Annotated in this window: 18 protein-coding genes; 16 read left to right on the forward strand and 2 right to left on the reverse strand. The window is 37.0% G+C overall.

What is annotated here, in order from left to right; genetic code table 11:
* The first annotated feature begins 14 nt into the window (after nt 1-14).
* From DWA31_RS16380 to DWA31_RS16460, 16 genes are all read left to right on the forward strand, one after another.
* Nucleotides 15-719: a WbqC family protein gene (locus DWA31_RS16380; RefSeq protein WP_114327640.1), complete on the forward strand. Its 705-nt coding sequence runs from the start codon at nt 15-17 to the stop codon at nt 717-719.
* Entirely contained in the window at nt 707-1,372 is a 666-nt protein-coding gene (locus DWA31_RS16385; RefSeq protein ID WP_114327641.1) for an acetyltransferase, read from the forward strand. The genes DWA31_RS16380 and DWA31_RS16385 overlap by 13 nt, the downstream gene beginning before the upstream one ends.
* A gap of 104 nt (nt 1,373-1,476) precedes the next feature.
* Nucleotides 1,477-2,037, forward strand: coding sequence for an acyltransferase (locus DWA31_RS16390; protein ID WP_114327642.1), 561 nt, complete (start codon nt 1,477-1,479; stop codon nt 2,035-2,037).
* Between the two features lie 23 nt (nt 2,038-2,060).
* Complete coding sequence (locus DWA31_RS17925; RefSeq protein ID WP_114327643.1) at nt 2,061-2,294, forward strand: MaoC/PaaZ C-terminal domain-containing protein; 234 nt, start codon at nt 2,061-2,063, stop codon at nt 2,292-2,294.
* Nucleotides 2,287-3,240, forward strand: a complete 954-nt coding sequence (locus DWA31_RS16400; protein WP_168427383.1) for a glycosyltransferase family 2 protein — start codon at nt 2,287-2,289, stop codon at nt 3,238-3,240. Before DWA31_RS17925 ends, DWA31_RS16400 begins: the two co-directional genes overlap by 8 nt.
* Nucleotides 3,241-3,312: 72 nt before the next feature.
* Entirely contained in the window at nt 3,313-3,624 is a 312-nt protein-coding gene (locus DWA31_RS16405; RefSeq protein WP_210725625.1) for an EamA family transporter, read from the forward strand.
* A gap of 21 nt (nt 3,625-3,645) precedes the next feature.
* On the forward strand, nt 3,646-4,704 hold the full coding sequence (gene rfbB / locus DWA31_RS16410; RefSeq protein WP_114327646.1) for a dTDP-glucose 4,6-dehydratase: 1,059 nt from the start codon (nt 3,646-3,648) through the stop codon (nt 4,702-4,704).
* A gap of 295 nt (nt 4,705-4,999) precedes the next feature.
* Entirely contained in the window at nt 5,000-5,872 is an 873-nt protein-coding gene (gene rfbA, locus DWA31_RS16415; protein WP_114327647.1) for a glucose-1-phosphate thymidylyltransferase RfbA, read from the forward strand.
* A 23-nt stretch (nt 5,873-5,895) separates the two neighbouring features.
* Nucleotides 5,896-7,032 (forward strand): dTDP-4-amino-4,6-dideoxygalactose transaminase, encoded by a 1,137-nt coding sequence (gene rffA, locus DWA31_RS16420; RefSeq protein ID WP_114327648.1) that lies wholly within the window; start codon nt 5,896-5,898, stop codon nt 7,030-7,032.
* A 121-nt stretch (nt 7,033-7,153) separates the two neighbouring features.
* Nucleotides 7,154-8,569, forward strand: a complete 1,416-nt coding sequence (locus DWA31_RS16425; protein WP_425451906.1) for a mannose-1-phosphate guanylyltransferase/mannose-6-phosphate isomerase — start codon at nt 7,154-7,156, stop codon at nt 8,567-8,569.
* Between the two features lie 122 nt (nt 8,570-8,691).
* Entirely contained in the window at nt 8,692-9,039 is a 348-nt protein-coding gene (locus DWA31_RS16430) for a four helix bundle protein (protein WP_114327649.1), read from the forward strand.
* Nucleotides 9,032-10,579, forward strand: coding sequence for a phosphohexomutase domain-containing protein (locus DWA31_RS16435; RefSeq protein ID WP_114327650.1), 1,548 nt, complete (start codon nt 9,032-9,034; stop codon nt 10,577-10,579). The genes DWA31_RS16430 and DWA31_RS16435 overlap by 8 nt, the downstream gene beginning before the upstream one ends.
* Nucleotides 10,580-11,244: 665 nt before the next feature.
* On the forward strand, nt 11,245-13,530 hold the full coding sequence (wecB, locus tag DWA31_RS16445) for a non-hydrolyzing UDP-N-acetylglucosamine 2-epimerase (protein WP_114327652.1): 2,286 nt from the start codon (nt 11,245-11,247) through the stop codon (nt 13,528-13,530).
* 418 nt (nt 13,531-13,948) lie between these two features.
* Entirely contained in the window at nt 13,949-16,708 is a 2,760-nt protein-coding gene (gene prsT / locus DWA31_RS16450; protein WP_114327653.1) for an XrtA/PEP-CTERM system TPR-repeat protein PrsT, read from the forward strand.
* A gap of 115 nt (nt 16,709-16,823) precedes the next feature.
* Entirely contained in the window at nt 16,824-19,598 is a 2,775-nt protein-coding gene (gene prsT, locus DWA31_RS16455) for an XrtA/PEP-CTERM system TPR-repeat protein PrsT (RefSeq protein WP_114327654.1), read from the forward strand.
* An 8-nt stretch (nt 19,599-19,606) separates the two neighbouring features.
* The gene (locus DWA31_RS16460) at nt 19,607-20,626 is read left to right on the forward strand and encodes a PEP-CTERM sorting domain-containing protein (protein ID WP_114327655.1); all 1,020 of its coding nucleotides are present in this window, start codon (nt 19,607-19,609) and stop codon (nt 20,624-20,626) included.
* Between the two features lie 224 nt (nt 20,627-20,850).
* Here DWA31_RS16460 and DWA31_RS16465 read toward each other — a convergent pair whose 3' ends face one another.
* Together DWA31_RS16465 and DWA31_RS16470 are read right to left on the reverse strand one after the other, a co-directional pair.
* Nucleotides 20,851-21,741, reverse strand: coding sequence for a ThiF family adenylyltransferase (locus tag DWA31_RS16465; RefSeq protein ID WP_114327656.1), 891 nt, complete (start codon nt 21,739-21,741; stop codon nt 20,851-20,853).
* An 88-nt stretch (nt 21,742-21,829) separates the two neighbouring features.
* On the reverse strand, nt 21,830-22,600 hold the full coding sequence (locus tag DWA31_RS16470; RefSeq protein WP_114327657.1) for a PEP-CTERM/exosortase system-associated acyltransferase: 771 nt from the start codon (nt 22,598-22,600) through the stop codon (nt 21,830-21,832).
* Between the last annotated feature and the right edge of the window lie 44 nt (nt 22,601-22,644).

The following is a 22,644-nucleotide window of genomic DNA, read 5'->3' on the forward strand; positions in this document are numbered from 1 at the left end:
ATGAGAAATCACGTATGAATAATAAAGTTGCGATTTTACAATCTAATTACATTCCTTGGAAAGGTTACTTTGACTTGATGAATCAAGTTGATGATTTTGTAATATACGATTGTGTTCAATACACGAAGAATGATTGGCGAAACCGAAATCAAATAAAGTCAAAAAATGGTTTACAGTGGTTAACAATTCCAGTTTCTGTTAAATCGAGTAGCCAACTTATCAATGAAACAGAGGTTGCAAACACTGTTTGGATTGATAAACACATGAAAACTATTGCGCAAACTTACGCAAAATCAGAATGTTATAAAGATTATGCTGACGAGGTATTAGCAACCTATGAAGCTGCTAAATCACTAACAAAACTGTCCGATATTAATTTACTTTTCATAAAGTGGATAAACAAAAAATTAGGCATAACAACGAATATTCACTCGTCAACAGATTTTAATTTAGAAGAAGACAGAATTGACAGATTAGTGAGCATTTGCGAGCAACTCAATGCGAATACTTATTTAAGTGGTCCCGCAGCAAAAAATTATTTAGATGAACAGCGATTTACTGATAAAAGTATTGCTATTGAATGGATGGAATACAGTGGTTATCCTGAATATCCACAATTTGGTACTGAATTTCAACATGGCGTCTCTGTATTGGATTTATTATTTCATACAGGATCTAATGCTGCGAACTTCCTTGAAAGAAACCCATGCAAAAAGTAATAATTTTTGGCACTTCTTCATTTGCTAAACAAATGCATTATTGTTTTAATTTGACGTCTGAATATGAGATTGTCGGGTTTGCGTTAGATGCTAAGTATATAACAACGGATTCTTTTTGTGGGTTACCTATATATTCTACTTCTGAATTACTTAAAATAATTAAAGCTAAAAAAATTAAATGTTTCTTATCTCTTGGTTATAAAGACATGCGAGCAAGAGCAATAAAGTATGATCAACTTAAGTGTGAAGGTGTAAGTTTTGTTAGTTATATTTCTCCTTACGCAGCTTGTCAAATAGAGACAGTGAATATAGGTGAAAATTCAATTATATTAGCAAATACGACTGTTGAACCTTTTACCAAGATTGGAAACAACGTCTTTATTTGGTCTGGCGTAACAATTTGTCATGACGTAATTGTTAATGACCACAACTTTATAGCCGCAGGGACTGTTATTGGTGGACAGACTATAATAGATGAGAATTGCTTTCTTGGTTTTCATTGTACAATTGGTAATAATATTTTTCTTGCTAAAGAAACCTTAGTTTCAGCCAATTCATTTGTACAAGGTGATACTGAGGCACATGGTTTTTATGCTGGTGCTCCAGCTGTAAAAAAAAGTATGCATAAGGCTTCTGGAATACAAATAAATTAGGGGGATTTTAAAACTAGTTGATTATAATTCATGTAAACTATTATATTAAAACAATCAAATCTAAATATTAAATCTTACATAAAACTTTAATCGGAAAAATTATTATGGCTTTCTATAGTAGAGAAGAATTAGAATCTTTGGGTTTTAAAAGACTAGGTAAAAATATATCTATTAGTAAAAAGGCATCTCTTTATCACACAGATGCAATGGAACTTGGTGATAATTCACGGATAGATGATTTTTGCCTGATAACAGGTAAAGTGATACTTGGGCGAAATGTGCACATCGCTCCTTATTGCAACGTTGATGGTGGCGATAAAGGTATTTACTTTGGCGATTTTTCAGGTTTAGCATATGCATGTCATGCAATAACTCGTAGCGATGATTATTCTGGAAATTCGCTCACTAATCCAACGATTCCTAATGAATTCAAGACTAGTATTAATAAAAAAATAAATATTGGGAAACATGCAATTTTAGGTGCAATGAGTATTATATTACCGGGAATAAATATTGGAGAAGGTTCGTCTGTTGGAGCACACTCACTAATAACCAAAGACACAGAGGATTGGACTATGTATTTTGGGTCTCCGGCCAAAAAAATAAAGAAGAGAAGCCAAAAATTACTTATTGATGAGAACCTCTATTTAAAACATGAACAATAATTGTTAGAGAAACAATAAAAAATATGAGTATTTGGAAACTAGGAAATAAATCGACTCTGAAACGTGCCTTTATCGAAGATGATGTCATTGCATTTGCAAAACACTTTTCTGATAATAATCCTATTCACCTAGACCATCAATATGCAAAGTCGAGCATATTTAAACGGGTTATAGTTCATGGTTCGTTAGTATCTAGTCTATTTTCAGCGTTCCTTGCTAATGTTAAATTCACAGGCAGGGGGAATGAGTATGTGTAAGTTATCTATCGTCACGACGTTGTATTCTTCAGAAAAATACATTAATGAATTCTATGAAAGAATAGTTATATCTTTAAGTGATATAACTAATGAGTATGAAATTGTTTTTGTCAACGATGGCTCTCCCGATGAATCTTTGAAAAAAGCTCGAGAGATTGCAAAAAAAGATCAAAGAGTAAGAGTAGTAAACTTATCCCGTAATTTTGGTCATCATAATGCTATTGTTGCTGGCTTAGAAAGTGCAGAAGGGGAGCTCGTTTTTCTAATTGATGTTGATTTGGAAGAGGACCCAGAACTTATTGAAACTTTTTGGCGAGAGTACAATAATGACCCTGATGTAGATGTTGTATACGGCATTGCAAAGCAACGCGAAGGCAGCAAATTTAGAATGTTTGCTGGTTCATTGTTCTATCGACTATTTAACCATCTATCTAATACTCAAATACCACACAATTTAATGACAGTAAGGTTGATGTCTCGCCAATATATTGAAGCCCTTTCCCTATATGAAGAAAACTCAGTTTTCTTAGGCGGTTTATTCGCCGATGTCGGCTTTAATCAGAGGGGACTAGTTGTAGAAAGAGAGTATAAGGGAGAGTCTACATACACCTTACGAAAAAGAATTAATTTATTAGTTAATGCCATTACCGCTTTTTCGTCAAAACCATTAGAGATGTTTGTCTATATAGGTTCAACTGTAAGCGCAATATCATTCTTAGCCATTTTATTTGTAATATTCAAAAAAATATTTTTAAGTATTGATGTTGCAGGTTGGGCCTCAGCGATGATCATGACCAGCTTTTTCGGAGGAATTCAAATATTGTCAATTGGAGTGATAGGCACGTATTTGGGTAAGGTATTTAACGAGGTCAAAGGAAGACCACGTTACATTGTTAGTGATATTTTTAAAAAAGAGAAAGATAATCAAAATATGGATAATAAATAAATGACTGGGTACCTATATATAGCGGGCTGTGTTTTTTTTACTGTGTATGGCCAATTAGTTTTAAAGTGGCGTATGAATTTGCAAACACAGCCATTACCAGATGAAACCGTTGCGAAATTTTTTTATTTAATCAAACTGATTATACTCGACCCTTTTATTCTCAGCGGTTTGGCTTCAGCCTTTATAGCTAGCTTGTTTTGGATGGCGGCAATGACTAAGTTTTCTCTTAGCTTCGCTTACCCATTTATGAGCTCAGCGTTTATTATCGTGATGTTTTTTTCAGTATTGCTCTTTGGTGAATCTTTAAATAGTTACAAATTATTGGGTACTGGATTAATAGTTGCAGGCATCGTCGTGTTAAGCCAAGGCTATGGTGTTTCATAGAATTAATAAGGAAGTCATGGAATGAAAACAATAATAGTGACTGGCGGAGCAGGGTTTATAGGTTCAGCGCTTATACGTTACTTAATCAATGAAACTGAACATCAGATCATCAATGTAGATAAACTGACTTATGCCGGTAATTTAGAGTCTTTAGATTCAATCGCACATTCCTCTCGCTATCATTTTGTGCAAGCTGATATTTGTGATCAACAAGCAATAGAAAAGGTATTTAACGATTTTAAGCCCGAAATAATTATGCATTTGGCGGCAGAAAGCCATGTAGACCGTTCCATTGATGGTCCTGCAGAGTTTATTCAAACCAATGTAGTAGGTACTTTTACCTTATTAGAGGTGGCGAGAAATTACTGGCAATCACTAAACGAGACTAAAAAGTATAGTTTTCGATTTCACCATATATCTACTGATGAAGTATATGGCGATTTAAATGAAACAGACTTGTTTACAGAAGAAACACCTTATGCGCCTAGCTCACCATACTCTGCAAGTAAAGCCTCATCAGACCATCTTGTTAGAGCATGGCATCGTACCTACGGCTTACCAGTTATTATAACTAATTGTTCTAATAATTATGGGCCTTTTCATTTCCCAGAAAAATTGGTCCCCTTAGTCATTTTAAATGCTCTAGAAGGTAAACCGCTGCCGGTGTATGGTAATGGTCAACAAATTAGGGATTGGTTATATGTTGAAGACCATGCCCGTGCTTTATACAAAGTAATCACAGAAGGTAAAATTGGTGAAACCTACAACATTGGAGGCTTTAACGAGAAAGCTAATATTGATGTTGTTTATGCCATTTGTGACTTATTAGAAGAGGTAGTGCCAGACAAGCCAGCTAATATAGATAATTACCGAGATTTAGTTACTTTTGTCAAAGACCGGCCAGGACATGATGTACGTTATGCAATAGATGCAGGTAAAATAGAACGAGAACTGGGTTGGAAACCACAAGAAACGTTTGAGTCAGGTATTCGTAAAACAGTACGGTGGTATCTAAACAATCAAGCATGGTGTTCAAGAGTACAAGACGGTAGTTATCAAAGAGAACGTTTAGGTACCTAGTAGATAATTGGACTGGCACAAAAAAATGATAAATAATCATGCCTATGTAATTAACTCAGGAGCTTGCTGTAAACGTCAGGACAATATGCTCCAGCATTGTCTAATAAACTACATCCATGTAGCGTATCTTCGAAGTATTTGATACGAAGATCCATTGTGTTCTTGCTTGGATTCCAGCCTAATACACCACTGGAATGACGAAAGTCTAATACACCACGGGGATGACGTTATTAATGAACTCCTGAGTAAAGTGCATAGGCACATAAATAATTAATGTTAATGAGGTAAATTTATAATGAAAGGGATCATTCTTGCTGGAGGGACCGGCTCACGTTTATATCCATTAACTGTTGGTGTTTCTAAACAGTTACTGCCCGTATATGATAAACCGATGATTTATTATCCTTTATCTGTACTTATGCTTGCAGGTATTCGAGACATATTAATTATTTCAACGGAACAAGATATCCCCCGATTTAAAAAGGTATTGGGTGACGGTAGCCGTTTTGGGGTGAGTTTTAGCTATATTGTTCAACCTAAACCTGAGGGCATTGCTCAAGCATTTATATTAGGTGAAGACTTTATCGGTGATGATAAGGTTTGTCTTATTTTGGGAGACAATATTTACTACGGTCAGGGCTTTACCGAAAAACTGCAGCAAGCGATTGCGCAACCCTCAGGAGCTACGGTGTTTGGATATAATGTTAAAGACCCACAACGGTTTGGTGTCGTTAATTTTGACCAAAATATGAAAGCTTTATCCATTGAAGAAAAACCTGAAAGGCCAAAGTCTAATTGGGCAGTTACTGGCTTATATTTTTATGATAATGATGTTATCGAAATAGCTAAATCAATTAAACCTTCCGCTCGTGGTGAATTAGAAATTACCGATGTGAATAAAGTTTATTTGGAAAATGGCAACTTGCACGTTGCTCTACTCGGCCGTGGTTTTGCTTGGTTAGATACCGGCACACAGAAAAGCTTGTTAGCGGCAAGTCAATTTGTAGAAACTGTAGAGGAACGACAAGGATTTAAGATTGCCTGCCCTGAAGAAGTAGCCTTTCGTAATGGCTGGTTAACCGAGCAGAATTTAATTGATAGCGGCAACCAACTTAAAAATTCGCCGTATGGACAATATTTACTCGATATCATTAATCGAGATTACTAGTGAATTTATAGGAATTAACGGTGATGGAAAATAATATAAAATTTAATCAACCGCTGATCGCTGGCAATGAATTGAAATATGTTCAAGAGGTATTAGCGTCAGGACGCTTAGCGGGTGATTTAAGTTTTACAAAAAAATGCCAAACTTTTATGGAACAGCGTTTTGGTGCAAAAAAAGTACTACTGACAACGTCATGTACTTCTGCTTTAGAGATGGCTGCTATTCTTTGTAATATTAAAGAAGGAGACGAAGTGATCATGCCAAGCTTCACTTTCGTTTCAACGGCTAATGCATTTTTATTACGGGGTGCAAAAATTAAGTTTGTCGATATTCGGCCAGACACGTTTAATATTGATGAGAATCTTATTGAGCAAGCCATTACCAGCAAAACCAAAGCGATTGTACCCGTTCATTACGCCAGTATTGCTTGTGAAATGGATAAGATAAATGCGATTGCAAAAGCTCATGATTTATTTTTAATAGAAGATGCCGCTCAAGCTGTTGATACGCAATATAAAGATCAATATATGGGCACACTTGGCGATGCTGGTACCTATAGTTTTCATGAAACCAAGAATTTTGTTGCGGGTGAATGTGGAGCTTTAGTACTAAACCGAGAAGACTGGATAGAGCGCGCTGAAATATTGAGAGAAAAAGGGACAAACCGAAGTCAGTTTCATCGTGGTCATGTTGATAAATATACTTGGGTTGATATTGGCTCTTCCTATGTACCATCTGACCTTTTAGCTGCGGTATTGCTTGGACAATTTGAAGCAATGGACACGATTAATAATAAACGTCAATCAGTCGCTGAATTGTATAGGCAATGCTTACAACCATTAGCGGATAATGGCTATTTTGCAATGCCAATAGTGCCTGAACACTGTACAACGAATAACCATATGTTTTCATTGTATTGTTCGTCTGCAGCGCTCCGTAATCGACTGTTGAAAACACTTAATAAACACAACATACAAGCGGTCTTTCATTATATTCCACTGCATAATTCACCCTTTGCTATTGAGCAGGGGTTTAATCAACAACCTTTACCCGTTACCGAAAATGTAGCTGACTGTTTACTTAGGTTACCTATGTATCCTGGCTTGTCAGAACAATCAGTCTTAGCTATTTGTCAGGTAATTATTGACGAGCTAGGTTAGATTATATTTGCAAGGCAATCATATATTGGAACTAAAATATCTGTAGTTCCAATGATGAATTGTTTACTATAACAATAAAGTAAAACTTCTTAATAACGGATTATCAATGAGCTCTCCAAAAATATTCCCGACAGTTATGTGTGGCGGTAGTGGCACTCGTCTTTGGCCTCTTTCTAGATCACAATTCCCCAAACAATTTTTACCCCTAGTTAATGATACCAGCATGCTACAAGATACCATGGCACGCTTACCCGCAGGGCATCAAGCGCCGGTGTTTATTTGTAATGAAGATCACCGGTTTTTAGTGGCTGAGCAAGTTAAGCAAGTGAACTGTGGTCAAGCAACAATTTTGCTCGAACCACAAGGTCGAAATACGGCGCCTGCTGTAGCGCTTGCGGCAATTAATGCACTTGAATCTAATAGCGATGCACTGTTATTAGTGTTGGCTGCAGATCATGTTATTAAAGACACTGATAAATTTCATCAAGCAGTTGTTGTTGCAACAGCCGCAGCACAAAAAGGAAAATTAGTCACCTTTGGTATTGTCCCTACTAAGCCTGAAACAGGTTATGGCTATATAAAACAAGGTGTAGAGGCAACAGAAGATGGTGCAGGTAGTGGTGTTTTTGAGGTAGCAACATTTGTTGAAAAACCAGATACTGATACCGCAGAAGGCTATCTAGCCTCAGGTGATTATTTATGGAATAGCGGTATGTTTTTATTTAAAGCAAGCCGTTATCTTGAAGAGTTAGAAAAATTCAGACCTGATATTTTGCAGGCTTGCCAGCAGGCAATGGCAAAAGTTGAAAAGGATTTAGATTTTACCCGCCCTGATAGCGAAGCATTCATGCAATGTGCTGATGAGTCTATTGACTATGCCGTAATGGAAAAAACAGATCAAGCGGTTGTCATTCCTCTTGATGCAGGCTGGAGTGATGTTGGCTCTTATTCTGCCCTTTGGGAAGTATGTGAACAAGACTCCAAGAAAAATGTGATTAAAGGTGATGTGATTGCCCATGATACAAGCAACAGTTACATTCATAGTCAAAATAAGTTAATCGCTACCTTAGGGGTTGATAACCTCGTGGTCATTGATACCCCTGATGCTGTATTGATTGCGAATAAAGACAAAGTACAAAATGTGAAAGAAATTGTAAATGAACTTAAGGCGCAGCAACGACCTGAAGCAAAATTACATCGTGAAGTTTACCGTCCTTGGGGTAAATACGATAGTGTTGATAGCGGTGAGCGCTTTCAAGTAAAACGCATCACCGTTAATCCAGGGGCTAAACTCTCTGTACAAATGCATCATCATAGAGCAGAGCACTGGATTATTGTTTCAGGCACAGCAAAAATCACGCTCGATGAGAAAACTTTTCTATTAAGTGAGAATCAATCCACTTATATCCCTATTGGTGTCGTTCACGCCCTAGAAAACCCAGGTAAATTACCGCTTGAAATGATCGAAGTGCAATCAGGCAGTTATTTAGGTGAAGATGATATTGTTCGTTTCGAAGACAAATATGGGAGAAGTTAAGTTACGAGTAAGAGAAGTTACGGGTTGCGAAAAGAATATCAGTAATGAGCTAAAACAGTGACGAGTAAGAGAAGTTGCGGGTAGCGAAGAACTCGAAACTAAAAATTCAACAAGGAGGTTGTATGCAGTATGAAAAATTGGAAATATGGTTACGTAGTAAAAACTTGGCTATTGATGTTTATAGAGAGCTTGCTGGCTTACGTGATTTTGGTTTCAAAGATCAAATTACTCGCTCGGCTTTATCTGTTCCAAGCAATATCGCTGAAGGTATGGAACGAAGTTCAAATGTAGAAAAAGCTAGGTTCCTTGTTATTTCTAAAGGCTCAATTGGTGAATTTAAAACTCAAACCGATATTGGTATTGCTATTGGCTATATATCTCAACAAAAAGGTTTCTTTTGGATGAATGAAGCGGAACAATTATCAAAAATGCTAGGTAGCTTTATAAATAGGTTAAAAAATAATGACTAAAATCTCGAAATCGGAAGCAAACACTCCTCAGGTTGAGGCTTTCACTTCGCCACTTGAAACTAGTGACTCAAAGCTGGAACCTGTATCGTCGCAACCCGAAACTCGTCACTCGAAACTGCTTTCCTGTTTTAAAGCTTATGACATTCGCGGTAAACTCGGTGAAGAGCTAAATACCGATATTGCTTATCGTATAGGTCGTGCTTTTGCGCAACATACTAAAGCAAAAGAGGTCGTAGTTGGAGGCGATATTCGCTTAACAAGCGAAGAGCTAAAGTTAGCACTTGCTAACGGTTTAATGGACGGTGGCACGAATGTTATTGATTTAGGCTTGTGCGGCACTGAGCATATTTACTTTGCTACAAGTCATTTAAATTGTGATGGCGGTATTGTCGTGACGGCTAGCCATAACCCTATTGATTACAATGGCATGAAGTTAGTTAGAGAAAATTCAAAACCGATTAGTGGTGATACGGGTTTGTTTGAGATCCAAGCCCTCGCTGAGCGCAATGAGTTTTCTAAGGTGGCTGAAAGGGGTCAACTATCAACTCAAAATATTAGCCAAGCTTATACCGAGCATTTGTTAACCTATATTGATGTGAAAAACCTTTCTTTATTAGGCTCCCCATTAGATTCTTCGTTAGAGAGGCCATTAAAGCTAGTGGTGAACGCAGGTAACGGTACTGCAGGTCCTGCACTGGATGCTATTGAATCCGCTTTTAAGCAATTGAAAGTGCCTGTAGAATTTATAAAAGTTCATCACCAACCCGATGGAAATTTTCCCAATGGTATTCCAAATCCGCTGTTAGTTGAAAATAGAACTGCTACTCGAGATGCGGTAATTGAGCAGAATGCAGATATGGGTATTGCTTGGGATGGCGATTTTGATCGCTGTTTTTTATTTGATGAGCGAGGCGACTTTATTGAAGGATATTATATCGTTGGCTTGTTAGCTGAGAATTTTTTAGCTAAATCTGTGGATAGTAAAAATACGGTGGCTAACGCTTCACCACCGAAAATTATTCATGATCCACGCTTAACGTGGAATACCATTGATATTGTAGAGCAAGCAGGCGGTCAGGCTATACAAAGTAAAACTGGGCACGCCTTTATTAAAGAGCGTATGCGGTTAGAAGATGCGGTATATGGTGGTGAAATGAGTGCCCACCATTATTTTCGTGATTTTTTCTATTGCGATAGCGGCATGATCCCTTGGTTACTCATTGCTGAATTAGTTTGCCTTCGTCAACAACCATTATCTTCACTCGTAGAAGAACGCATTCAAGCTTACCCATCTTCAGGTGAAATTAACAATAAAATTGTTGATCCAAAAGTGGCTATAGCTCGTGTATATAACTACTATCAAAGTGACGCACAAGTTATTGATGAAACAGACGGCATTAGCATGGAGTTTGGTGCATGGCGTTTTAACTTGCGAAGCAGTAATACTGAACCTGTAGTTCGTTTGAATGTTGAGTCTAAAGGTGATGAAGCACTAATGGCAGACAAAACTCAAGAAATTTTAGGTTTATTACTTCAATAGTAGAGAATGGATCCTCGACCCTTCGACCCTTCGACAGGCTCAGGGCAAGCGGCTAGGGGCAAGCGGATTGAAATCCGTTCATACTGAGCGCGAAGAATGAGCAGTCGAAGTGCGACAAGCTCAGGGCAAGCGGCTCAGGGCCAGCGGTTTAGGGCAACGGAGTGTTAACAAACGCTACCGTCATTCCAGCGGTGTTTTAGGCTGACGTCACAGGGATGTGATTTATGTGGAGAATGCAGGAGAACACTCTCCTGAATCCAAGCAAGAAGACATGGATCCTCGACCCTTCGACCCTTCGACAAGCTCAGGGCAAGCGGTTCAGGGCAAGCGGCTCAGGGCAAGCGGTTCAGGGCAAGCGGCTCAGGGCAAGCGGCTCGGGGACAGCGGATTGAAATCCGTTCATACTGAGCGCGAAGAATGAGCAGTCGAAGTGCGACAAGCTCAGGGCAAGCGGAAAACCCGTTCATCCTGAGCGTCTCCGTTCGTCCTGAGCGTCTCCGTTCGTCCTGAGCGCGAAGCAGTCGAAGGAAGCAGTCGAAGGAAGGGCCAGCGGATTTTTGAATGTGCCCGAATAATTACAAAAAAACTACTGCAAAAATATTATCAGCACAGTACACTATTTATTATTGTAGATACTATGTTTAAAAACAGTTAAGGACATAACAATGAAAATAGGGATTATCGTCGGTACTCGCCCAGAAATCATCAAAATGGCGCCCGTTATTCGTGAATGCCAAAAGCGAGCCATACCTTATTTTATCATCCATTCTAATCAACACTATTCAGAAGAAATGGACAGTATTTTCTTCAAAGAATTAAAGCTTCCTGCGCCGCATTATAATTTAGGTGTTGGTTCTGGTTTACATAGTAACCAAACCGGTAATATTCTAATTGAAATGGAGCCTATTTTAATTCAAGAAAAGCCTGATGTGGTTCTAGTGCAAGGCGATACTAATACGGTTCTATCTGGCGCATTAGCGGCTTCTAAATTGGGTATTAAGGTAGGGCACATTGAAGCTGGCTTACGCAGTTATGATAGAACTATGCCAGAAGAAACCAACCGTATTATGACTGATCATATTAGTGACTTTTTGTTTGCCGTTGGGCCGAACCAATATGCTATTTTAGCGAAAGAAGGTATTGATGCAGATAAAATTTACACTGTTGGTAATACTGTTTCTGATTCGTTATTTCAACATTTAGATATTTCGGCAAGTACTAGTACTATTTTGGATGATTTATCAGTGGAGTCAGGCAAGTTTTTCTTGGTGACAGCTCATCGAGCGTCTAATGTTGACGTTATGGCGAATTTGATGGAATTACTCGCTTTATTTGATAAATTACATGCCAAGTATAGCCAGACAATCGTGTGGCCTATCCACCCCCGAACACAGTCTAAACTTAAAGAGTTTGGTATTGAATTACCAAGTTACTTAAAACTTATCCCACCTATTGGCTATTTAGATTTTATTCAGTTACAAAAACACGCTCAGTTAATTTTAACGGACTCCGGTGGTATTCAAGAAGAAGCCTGTTTACTGGGTGTACCTTGTATTACTTTACGCGAAAACACTGAACGACCAGAATCTATCGAAGTGGGCGCCAACGTATTAGTTGGTCGTGATGCTGATAAGGCGTTAGCGGCAGCTGATAAGTGGTTATCAACAACAAGTGGTAATTTTAATTGGAAAAATCCTTTTGGTGATGGTCATGTTGCTGAATTAATTTTGGATATTATTACTAATACTCAGTCAAATTCAGCGGATGAAAATATTGTCGCAAGAAATGAAACACTGGCAGTGGTTGGCATGGGTTATATGGGCTTACCAATCGCCAGTTTATTAGCTCAAGCAGGCTATAGCGTTACGGGTGTTGATTTAAACAGTGATAAAGTGGATGCTATTAATCGTAGTGAATGCCCATTCGATGAAGCAGGTCTTCCTGAGTTGATTCATCAAGTGGTGAGTCAGGGATTCCTAAAAGCAAGTACTAGCATTCCTTCAAGTGAAACTTACCTTGTTGCTGTTCCAACACCGCATAAAGGCTCATCTAAAGGTAATAGCTGTGATCGCTCTTATGTTTTTAGTGCCGTTGATGCAATCGCTAAAGTAGCAAAAGATGGTCAAACAGTTATTGTTGAATCAACTATTTCACCACAAACAAGTTTAGCAGTAGCGCAACGCTTTAAAGATAATGGGTTAAGCATTGATGTGGTTCATTGTCCTGAACGAGCTATCCCGGGTCAAACATTGCACGAGTTAGTACATAATGATCGTATTATTGGCGCTAGCAATGAAGCAGCACAGTTGAAAGTTAAAGCCATATATCAAAGCTTTGTTAAGGGTGAAGTATTCCTAACCGACTTGACCACGGCTGAGTGTATCAAATTAGTTGAAAACACCTCGCGTGATGTTGGTATTGCATTTGCCAATGAATTATCTGAAATAGCTAAAGAATTGAATGTAGATGTTTATGAGGTTATTCGTTTGGCTAATCGACATCCTCGTGTGAACGTCTTAACACCAGGGCCGGGTGTTGGCGGTCATTGTATTCCAATTGACCCGTGGTTTTTAGTTGAAAATACTAAAGCAGGGGAGTTTGTACGACTAGCACGAAAAATTAATGATCAACGTCCAAGTATTGTTGCCCAGCAAGCCTTAGATTTATTAGGTGCTGACTTTAAAGGTAAAAAAATAGGTGTTTTAGGTGTTGCTTATAAAGCCAATGTTGATGATTGTCGAGAGTCTCCAGCAGAAGCGATCTTAGAGCACTTTAACCTAGCAGGTGTTAGCGTTAGCTATCATGACCCTTATGTGGACAGTTGGAAATGCCCACGCATAGCAACTATAGACGAAATGGATAATTGGGCAGATGTTATTATTCTGGTCACTGACCATGAGTGTTACGGTAACCTGTCGTTAGCAACAGCGTTGTTAAATACTAGAGCGTAAAATACGAAGCCCTCCGTTTGAATGGGCTTTTTTTGTTTTAGAGAATGGATCCTCGATCAGAAACTTCGAGGATGACGGGGTTGGTTACTTCGAGGATGACGGGGTTGGTTACTTCGAGGATGACGTAGTGGTTATATCACCCACGTCATTCCAGTGGTCACTACTCACGTCATTCCAGTAATGGTTTAGGCTGACGTCATATGGATGTGACTTATTAGAGAATGCAGGAGCATATTCTCCTGAATCTAGAAAGAAGACATGGATCCTCGATCAGAGACTTCGAGGATGACGGGATTACTTGCGGATGACATAGTATTTATATCATTCACGTCATTCCGCAGTTGTCTTGTGCGGAATCTATAGTGTTATGTAGGCAATTTATTAGATTACAAATAAGAACTAATTAAGGAAAATAATAATGAAGTTTACTAAAGCGGGTATTTGTTTAAGTATAATTTTGGCCTTAAGTGCTTGTAGTGAAAAAGAAACCGCAGAATCCTATCTTATTAAAGCGAAACACTATACTCAAGAGAACAAAATCAATGAGGCTGTTATTGAACTGAAAAACTCAATTAGAGCAGATGTTAATAACGGAGAAGCAAGGTTTTTACTCGGTAAAATATACCTTAATCAAGGTAATGGTACTGATGCAGTTAAAGAGTTGGAGCGCGCTAGAAAATCAAAGCATATTAACAAGCACTTAATTCCCTTATTAGCTAGGGCTTATCTTTTAACTGACTCAGATGACGAGGTTATTGCTCTGAGTGATGATGCAAAGAGTTTAAAAGAAGAAACGTTAAGTCGATACTTAGCATATAAAACATTAGCAGCCTTGCGAAGTGAACAAGTTGCGTTAGCTCAGACAAGTGCTAAGCAAGCCATGTCATCTAATCCAGATGAGTTTTATAGTAAACTGGCTGAAACCTATCTTGTGTTCTCAGAAAATAATTTAGAACGGGCAAGTATTCTCGCTAAATCATTACTTGCAATATCTGCAGAAAACCCGGATGCATTAATGTTGCAAGGGCAAATTGCAACAGCAATGAAAGATTATGAACAAGCCGCTAAAAGCTTTCAGCTTTACCTATCTGCACAACCAAAATCTGGCATAGTTCAACTTTTGCTAGCACACTCTCTATTAAAGTCTGAGCAATATGTAAAAGCAGAGTTGTATGCCGATACTATTTTAGCTCAGCTCAGTACACAGCCTTTTGCTAACTATATTAAAGCAATGGTGCGGTTTCAAAGTAAGGATTATGAGAAAGCAAGTGAGCATGCAGAAGCTGCATTGTCCGCTAATTTCAAGCAAGTTGATTTAAAATTAGTTGCCGGTGCTAGTGCTTTTTACTTAAAAAACTGGGAACAAACAAATCACCACTTAAGTGCTATTTCTAAATATTTACCACCAGAACATCAAGCTAAAAAAATGTTAGTACTGAGTCAGTTAGAGCTAGGTTTAATTAACGATATAAGTGACACATTAAATGGTTTTTCAGCGAACAATGACTCTGATTCACAGTTTATAGCATCACTAAGTTATAAATTACTTGAATTAGGAGCTGTTAACGAAGCAAAACAATTAGTCGATAAAAATGAAAGTGTAGATTCTGATGCAGGACAAAGTGCTCGCCAAGGTATGTTGAAGTTAATGATGAATGATCCATCAGGCATGCAAGATTTAGAAAATGCAATAAAATTGAATCCTAAGTTTGTTGAAGCAGAGTTTGCTCTTGCCTATGCCTCTGTACAAGTCGGTAATATAGAGCAAGCAAAAAAGATAGCGGATAAATGGAAAACGCAATACCCAGATAAAGCGGGCTCTTCTAATTTAATGGCAATAATTCATATTAAAGAAAAGGAATATATTAAAGCTGAACAAGCGCTTGATCAAAGTTTAAGTAAGGAAAAAGACAATGCTTTTGCTTTAATTGAATTAGTAAATGTAGCTCGGTATCAAGATAAAATTGAATTGGCGAAGGAGCGAGCCAACCACTTAATTGAGGTATACCCTGATAGTGATAAAGCGCAAAGGTTGTATTTTGGCTTAAATCGAAATGAAAAAGCCTTAGAAATGATTATTTCTTCACATAAACAAGATAAGTTAAATATTAAAAAAGCACTCTTAGCTAGTGAAGCTTTAGTTAGCTTAAAAAAAATTGATAATGCACTTGAGATATTAAAAAGTATTCAGCAAGAACAGAAGTTACCTAAGCGTTATTGGCAGTTATTGTTAGCTGTTTATAAAATGCAACAAAATGAAAATCAAATAATTGCAACCCTTGAGCAATGGCGAGAAGCTAGCCCATATCATATTGAGGCATCTGTATTATTAGTAGACTTTTACGCTAATAAAAAAGACTATTCTAGAGCGTTAAGTGTTGTGAATAGAGCATTTGAACATCATGAATACAACTTAACGTTGCAACTCGTTAAAATGCACTTACTGCTTAGCTCAAAAGAGCTTTACCAAGCGAAGGCTCTTTATAAAACTATTGCAAAGCGAGATATTAAAAAACCATTAAAAATGGGTTTAGAGGGACGTATCTTTTTATTAGAGAAAAAATTTGAACAGGCTATTCCCAAGTTAGATAATTTTTATCAAGCGTATCCAAGTGCTCAAAATGCCATGTATTTAGCCTCAGCATATCAAGGTAATTCTAATGAGAGCAGCGCAATAGAAGTATTAGAAAGTTTTCTAGTTAATAATGAAAAAAATGACCGTGTAAGAGCCATTTTGGCAGGAATGTATATTATTAATGATAAAAACAAGGCCATTGAAAGCTATGTGAAAATAGCCGAGAGTCAGCCTAATAGTGTAGTGGTATTAAATAACTTGGCTTGGTTATATATGGAGAAAGGAGAGTTAGATAAAGCATTAAGATATTCTGAAAAAGCTGTTTTACTTGCGCCTAAAGTCGCTAGTGTCTTGGATACTAGAGGTATGGTTTTATTGAAGTCTGGGAGTGAAGTTGATGCTTGGAAAATGATATATAAAGCATTTAATATTTCACAAGGAGCGGATAACAATATCTCACTAAATTATGCAGAGGCACTTATCGCAAATAACCAGTTTGAAGATGCAATAACTTTTTTAGGGAGTTTGTCTTTGCATAATAAGGAGTTACTCGAAAGAAAAGTGCAACTTAAAGCATTGGCTAAGGAAAAGTTAGCACACTAACTTTTAGAAAATGCTGGTCGATCGTTTAATAAAACTTAATAGTTCTTATAAATAAATAAATAAATAAATAAATAAATAAATAAATAAATAAGTAAATAAGTAAGGGAAGCAAAATATGAGCATAAATAGCAAAAAAATTATTGTGGTTTCGACAATAATAGCTTTATTAAATTTAGCTGGTTGTGGTGAAAAATCAACAGAAGAAAGAATCGCTTCGGCAGAGAAAGCATTAAAGCAGAATAAAGCAAATAGTGCGGTAATTGAATTAAAAAATCTGCTTAGAGAAAATGGAAATAATGACGAAGCGCGTTTTTTGCTTGGTAAGGCATATATAAGTTTAGGTGATTGGATTTCAGCAGAGAAAGAATTATCTAAAGCCTATGAACTTGGTTATGAGCTGAATCTACTTATCCCATTATTATCAAAAGCGCATTATTACTTGAATAATAATAAAGAGTTGGCTTTGCTAGAGTCTCAATCTGCAGAATTAAATGAAGAAGTTAAAATAACGTTAAAAACATTACTGGCAATCACTTATTTGCGCTCTGGTAACTTTCAAGAAGGAAAGATTTACTTATATGAAGTGATAGATAAAGGCTATGATTCTGAATATACCTTGCTAGCTCGTGCTTGGCGACATGGTATTGAAGGGAACTTACAGCAAGCCTACGAGGCTGTATCTGCAGCAATAGAAAAAAATCCTGAATTTTCAGAAGGACTCGAATACCAAGGCTTTCTTTATTTTGAAGCAAAAGATATGAAGAAAGCGGCAATTTCTTTTGAAGCATTTTTAAGGTTACACCCTCAAGATGTCTCCATAAATGTGTTGTTGGCAATTGCATTTGCTAACAGTAATCAGTATGAAAAAGCTGAAAAAATAGCAGATTCATTGTTGAAAATAAATAATAAACATCCAAGCTTAAATCAGGTGAAAGCTCAGTCAAGGTTTGCAGCGAAGGATTATGAACAAGCCAAATACTTTGCTGAAGTTGCAATAAGAAATGATAGTAATCTACTTTTGGCTAAAGTGATTGCAGGGGTAAGCGCATATAATCTAAAACAAAACGAATCTGCATATACCTACCTTAATTCAATAAATAATCTTTTGCCGCTTGAACATCCAGTAAAAAAATTGGTGGTGGCTTTAAAGTTTCAATTAGGATATGAACAAAGCCTATTTGATGAGTTGAGCTCAACTCCACTTGAACAACAATCCCTTGAAATTTTGTCTTATTCTACTCAAAGCTTCTTAAATATCGGAGACTTAGATAAAGCTGGGGTGATCATAGCAAAAGCAGCTAAAGTTGCACCTGAAAACCCTCAAGTATTGCTACAACAAGGCTATATTAAGCAACTAAATGATGATGACTCTGCAGAAAAATTACTTCTACAAGCATTAGAACGAGATACGAGTTTAGATGTTGCAGAAATTTTGCTTGTAAAAAAATATTTAGAAAATAAAAAATTTCAAAAAGCAATTGAAATTGCCACAAGTATAAATGAAAGTAAGCCAGAATTGTCTAAAATATTACTAGCAAAAATATATCAAGAAAAAGGAGAGTTAAGCGCTGCTCAGAAATTATATGAATCTTTGTTAAAAACATCCCAAAATAAGAGTGGCATTTATTATCAATTAGGTAAAATAGCTGAAATTAATGATGATACTCCATTGGCGATTAACTCTTTTAAAAAAGCGTTAACAATAACCCCTAACCAGCCTATTGTGGTGTCCAGTTTAATTAAATACTCACACAATGAAAAGTACAAAAAAAATATTGAACAGTTTTTACAAAAAAATAACAAAAAGAACAACTTTGATGTAACAACTACTCTTGCTCTAGCTGCGCATTTTTCTTTAAATAAAGAGTTCGCCTTAGCTGAGCAGGCACTGGACAATGGAATAAAAGTTGCGGATAACTTGGTTAAGCTTTTGTTTATGAAAGGTAAGGTTCAAATAAAACAAGCTAAACTGGATGAAGCATTAAAAACTTTTGAGAAAATACGTCAAATTAACCCTGAGTTAATTCAAGTCTATATAGCTAAATCAAATACATATTCGCTAAAGAAAAAGCTCAAATTGGCTATAGCTGAATTAAAAAAGGCAATAGATTTATCTATAGGTAATACCGCATTAGCTTTTCAATTAATTGAATTACACCTACAGAATTATGATATTCAAGCCGCGAAAAAAGTATTGAGTAATATCCCTTTAACCGAACAAAGCCAGTTTGGCAAAGATCGGTTTTTTGGCAAAATTGCATTTATAGAACAGGATTATCACTCAGCACAAATACATTTAGAAAAAGCATATCAGCAACGGATGGAAGAAAATATTTTTTTGGAATTAGTACAGACACTTCAGCACCTGAATAAGCATGAGCAAGCGTTAGCATTATTTAGTGATTTAGCACAGGGAGAGGAAGCTAAAAAGCTTCCCTTGAAAGTTTTGCTTAAAAAAGCAGAATTGCTAACTAAAAAAAATCCTGAGCAAGCAATAGAAATATATCTTTATATATCAAAACGAACGAACGGCAATGTTATAGTGTTAAACAATTTAGCCACGTTGTATTTACGTACAGGTGAAAACGAATTAGCCATAGAAACAGCAAAACTAGCCTTGCAAAAGTCCCCTAATATGCCGGAAATACAAAACACTTACGGTTTGGTGCTTTTGGATACTAAGCAAGTAGAAGAAGCGCTAACATACTTAGAGCAATCCTATTTATCGGATAAAAATAACCTTGACTATGGTGTCCATTATGCTCAAGCGTTATATTTTAACAATCAAAAAGAGGATTCGAAAAATATTGTGACAGGTCTTAAAGAGGAACTTCTCAGTGAAGAAACCCATTCTCGCTTGCAAGCACTTAAACAATTACTGCAATTGTAATCATAATAGTGTCGAAAAATTTTACACTATCATTAAGTGAAATTTTATGTTTTTTTTATCTTTATGATTTTATTGGTTTTATGTGTGGTGGCACACTATGTGCTTATATTAAAGTAGACCTTAAAGCATGGAGTGAAAAAATGAAAAAATTACTTACTGCGGGACTTATCTCGCTAACAATGACAGGAACAGCAGTAGCTCAAGATGTTTATCTAGATATTGGAGCGGATTATTCTGACCCTGACACAGCTAAAGCAGCCGGTGTTACAACAACCGGTTGGAAAAACGAATTATTATTAGATTATTATTCGCAATCCTATGTTAAAGATGTTGATAATAGCGGTGATTTATCTGCGGGAGATACCATACATTCGGCAGGTGGTTTAATTCCAGCAAGTGTTGACTGGGATGATACACATACAATCACTGACTTTAATAGTGTTGGTGGCTTTACTCCAGGTCAGGGTACACCACCAGATGGTAGTAATAATGGTTATACCAATGACTGGTTGATCAGCTTCCGTTTTGATGACTTAATGGGAACCTTCAATGGGACAGATTTTATTTATTCATCAGGGACTATTGATTGGCTCATATTTGATTCTTCAGATGGCTGGGCTGAGCATCACTTATTTACCACTACAATTACTGGCCACACCGCAACTTCTGGTAACCAAATTTTTTCTGGTGGATTGAGTAACTTTGGTGCTGATGTTATTAATGGCGTGTCAGTTGGCGATATTTTCAACATTGAAACTGATGGAGGAGCTATTAGCTTTGAAGACTATAATACAGACAATAGCCCGTTTGAAGTTCAATGGCGTATAGATCAAAACACTGATCAACCTGTGTTTGTTGCAAATGCTGGATATGGCCTGGGAGGAAACTTTACAGACTATAAATTCATGGTTGAAAGTGCCAAACACAATGGTTCGCTTGCTTTTACTGCTGTGCCAGAGCCAGCTTCAATTGCGTTATTTGGGTTAGCTTTAGTTGGCCTTGCTGGAGCCACACGTCGCAAAGCGTAATGCAGATCAGTTAATAAGTATTTAATGATCCATTGACCAAACTTCTGGTTAGTATATAAAGGCTTCTGAACTTATTCAGGAGCCTTTTTTTTTGCAGTTGTCTTCCGCCGTATTACTATTGTTTGGCAGCTTGGGCAAGCCTTAGAAGCCATTTAAGGTGAATACGAAGCAACACAACATGAGTTAGGCGGCGGCTCCCTAATCATTTTTATGAATAGTTTGTTTTATTTATTGTCCTTAATAATTTGCTTAAATCGCCAAAACATATAACGTTGAATAGGGTTTTTATTCCCCCAAGGACGCCAAGTTTTAATTAATTTATTTCGATATGCATCAAAATGTAATCCGCTAGGGGCATAAATAACTTCCCCTCTTTTTAGAATGATTTTAAGTACATTGGTACATAATGTCCCTGCAGCTAGCGAAATCCCCATGCAAGTTGATGGAACTTTTTGCTTAAAAAAATTAATTGATGAGCGCTCTACTAAATAATGTCTTTGTTGGATGGAAGGCGATACGCCAACAACAAAGCGGACAATGTTATCATTAAAAATATTAGCTTTTTCCTCTTCGCTAGCATTATTGGGTGTCTCAACAATGGCAAAATATTCATCAAATGACATTTTTCCCGGCATAAAAACTAAAAACGCTGTGCCCATACCCATAGGGGCTGCAGTGATGGTAGGTATGCCTTTTTCGTAACAACGCCTAAATACCTTACGGCGAATGTCTAAACAAAAAATATCTAGACTATCTACATAGATATCAACACCTTCTAAAAACTCTTCTAAATTATCATCGTCGATACCTTTGTCGAAATTCTTAATATTGGCTTCAGGGTTAATACCTCGGATCGTCTCCTCCATTACTTCAGCTTTAGCTCTACCTAACGTTGACATGTTTGCACCCGCTTGGCGGTTAAAATTGGCAACATCATAATCATCTAGGTCTGAGATATGGAAATTTCCGATACCTAATCTCGTTAATACAGTAGCATGATCTCCACCAACCCCACCGAGTCCACCAACTGCAACTTTTGTATTACGTAATATTTGTTGCTCTTCTTTTGTAACCCAACCGAAATTTCGCGAAAATGCTTCTTCATAATTAAACATAATAACCTTCCTCTTTTTCAAATTCGTCTTTTAACTTTATTGCCTAATTGGATAGTTTTATCATCTGACCGATCAAATATATTAAATATTATTTATCCATTAAATTAGTATAAGGTGTAAAAAACATTTGTGTTTTTAAATCATTATGAATAATGTCATATAATTCCCTGAGTTGATCTGTTAATTCTAGGTGAAACTTTTCTCGGGGTAAATAGAACATGGCACGACGCCCATGGTAATCCATTTCTATGCCAATCTGCTCAAAAGGCAAACCAAAGCGTCGCAGGCGTCGATTCAGCCTTGGCTCCATCATGACCATAATACCTACATGGTTACATATTTCAGCTAACGCCAATCCGGACAAATATAAACCCATAGCAATATTAGGAAAGTTTCTTCGTTCAGCTTCAGTAAAAACTTTTTCTGGGTTTATATCATTTAAAACGTAAGGAGTATTTTTTTCATTATCACGGCGTCTAAAGTCTTCGAGAACAGCTAATCTAGATATTTCACCAAAACCACCACGGGGTAATGTTTGCGTGTCAACTGTGTCAGGAATAGCACTTGCAAGGCAGTTTTCTTCAAAAGGTAGCTTTAAATTAGGGTTGTTAGCAGGTGGGATGACGAGTCGAATACATCCGGCAAATGCACCTGTTCTTCGGTGCTCTAAAATACAATGAAATGAGTAATCATCGCATTCATCGGTTTCCATTTGTTGTTGGTTTTCAGGCTCCCAACCGAGCTCATTACAATAAACACCGTAACGTATCTTAAATGCTTCTTGTCTGAGCTCTTTACTACTGGCAAATTTTATCTTGAAATATTGATTGAAATTGTCGGCAATTGAATATTGACTCATGTTAAGTCCATAAATTAATGATGATTTTTAATAAGTAACGCTAG

It is taken from the genome of Candidatus Colwellia aromaticivorans, assembly GCF_003333305.1.
Taxonomy (GTDB): Bacteria; Pseudomonadota; Gammaproteobacteria; order Enterobacterales; family Alteromonadaceae; genus Colwellia; species Colwellia aromaticivorans.

Bases quoted from the DNA above. Each gene is read 5' to 3' on its own strand.
- DWA31_RS16380 (WP_114327640.1), top strand. From the start codon at position 15: ATGAATAATAAAGTTGCGATTTTACAATCTAATTACATTCCTTGGAAA.
- DWA31_RS16385 (WP_114327641.1), top strand. From the start codon at position 707: ATGCAAAAAGTAATAATTTTTGGCACTTCTTCATTTGCTAAACAAATG.
- DWA31_RS16390 (WP_114327642.1), top strand. From the start codon at position 1,477: ATGGCTTTCTATAGTAGAGAAGAATTAGAATCTTTGGGTTTTAAAAGA.
- DWA31_RS17925 (WP_114327643.1), top strand. From the start codon at position 2,061: ATGAGTATTTGGAAACTAGGAAATAAATCGACTCTGAAACGTGCCTTT.
- DWA31_RS16400 (WP_168427383.1), top strand. From the start codon at position 2,287: ATGTGTAAGTTATCTATCGTCACGACGTTGTATTCTTCAGAAAAATAC.
- DWA31_RS16405 (WP_210725625.1), top strand. From the start codon at position 3,313: ATGAATTTGCAAACACAGCCATTACCAGATGAAACCGTTGCGAAATTT.
- rfbB (WP_114327646.1), top strand. From the start codon at position 3,646: ATGAAAACAATAATAGTGACTGGCGGAGCAGGGTTTATAGGTTCAGCG.
- rfbA (WP_114327647.1), top strand. From the start codon at position 5,000: ATGAAAGGGATCATTCTTGCTGGAGGGACCGGCTCACGTTTATATCCA.
- rffA (WP_114327648.1), top strand. From the start codon at position 5,896: ATGGAAAATAATATAAAATTTAATCAACCGCTGATCGCTGGCAATGAA.
- DWA31_RS16430 (WP_114327649.1), top strand. From the start codon at position 8,692: ATGCAGTATGAAAAATTGGAAATATGGTTACGTAGTAAAAACTTGGCT.
- DWA31_RS16435 (WP_114327650.1), top strand. From the start codon at position 9,032: ATGACTAAAATCTCGAAATCGGAAGCAAACACTCCTCAGGTTGAGGCT.
- wecB (WP_114327652.1), top strand. From the start codon at position 11,245: ATGAAAATAGGGATTATCGTCGGTACTCGCCCAGAAATCATCAAAATG.
- prsT (WP_114327653.1), top strand. From the start codon at position 13,949: ATGAAGTTTACTAAAGCGGGTATTTGTTTAAGTATAATTTTGGCCTTA.
- prsT (WP_114327654.1), top strand. From the start codon at position 16,824: ATGAGCATAAATAGCAAAAAAATTATTGTGGTTTCGACAATAATAGCT.
- DWA31_RS16465 (WP_114327656.1), bottom strand. From the start codon at position 21,741: ATGTTTAATTATGAAGAAGCATTTTCGCGAAATTTCGGTTGGGTTACA.
- DWA31_RS16470 (WP_114327657.1), bottom strand. From the start codon at position 22,600: ATGAGTCAATATTCAATTGCCGACAATTTCAATCAATATTTCAAGATA.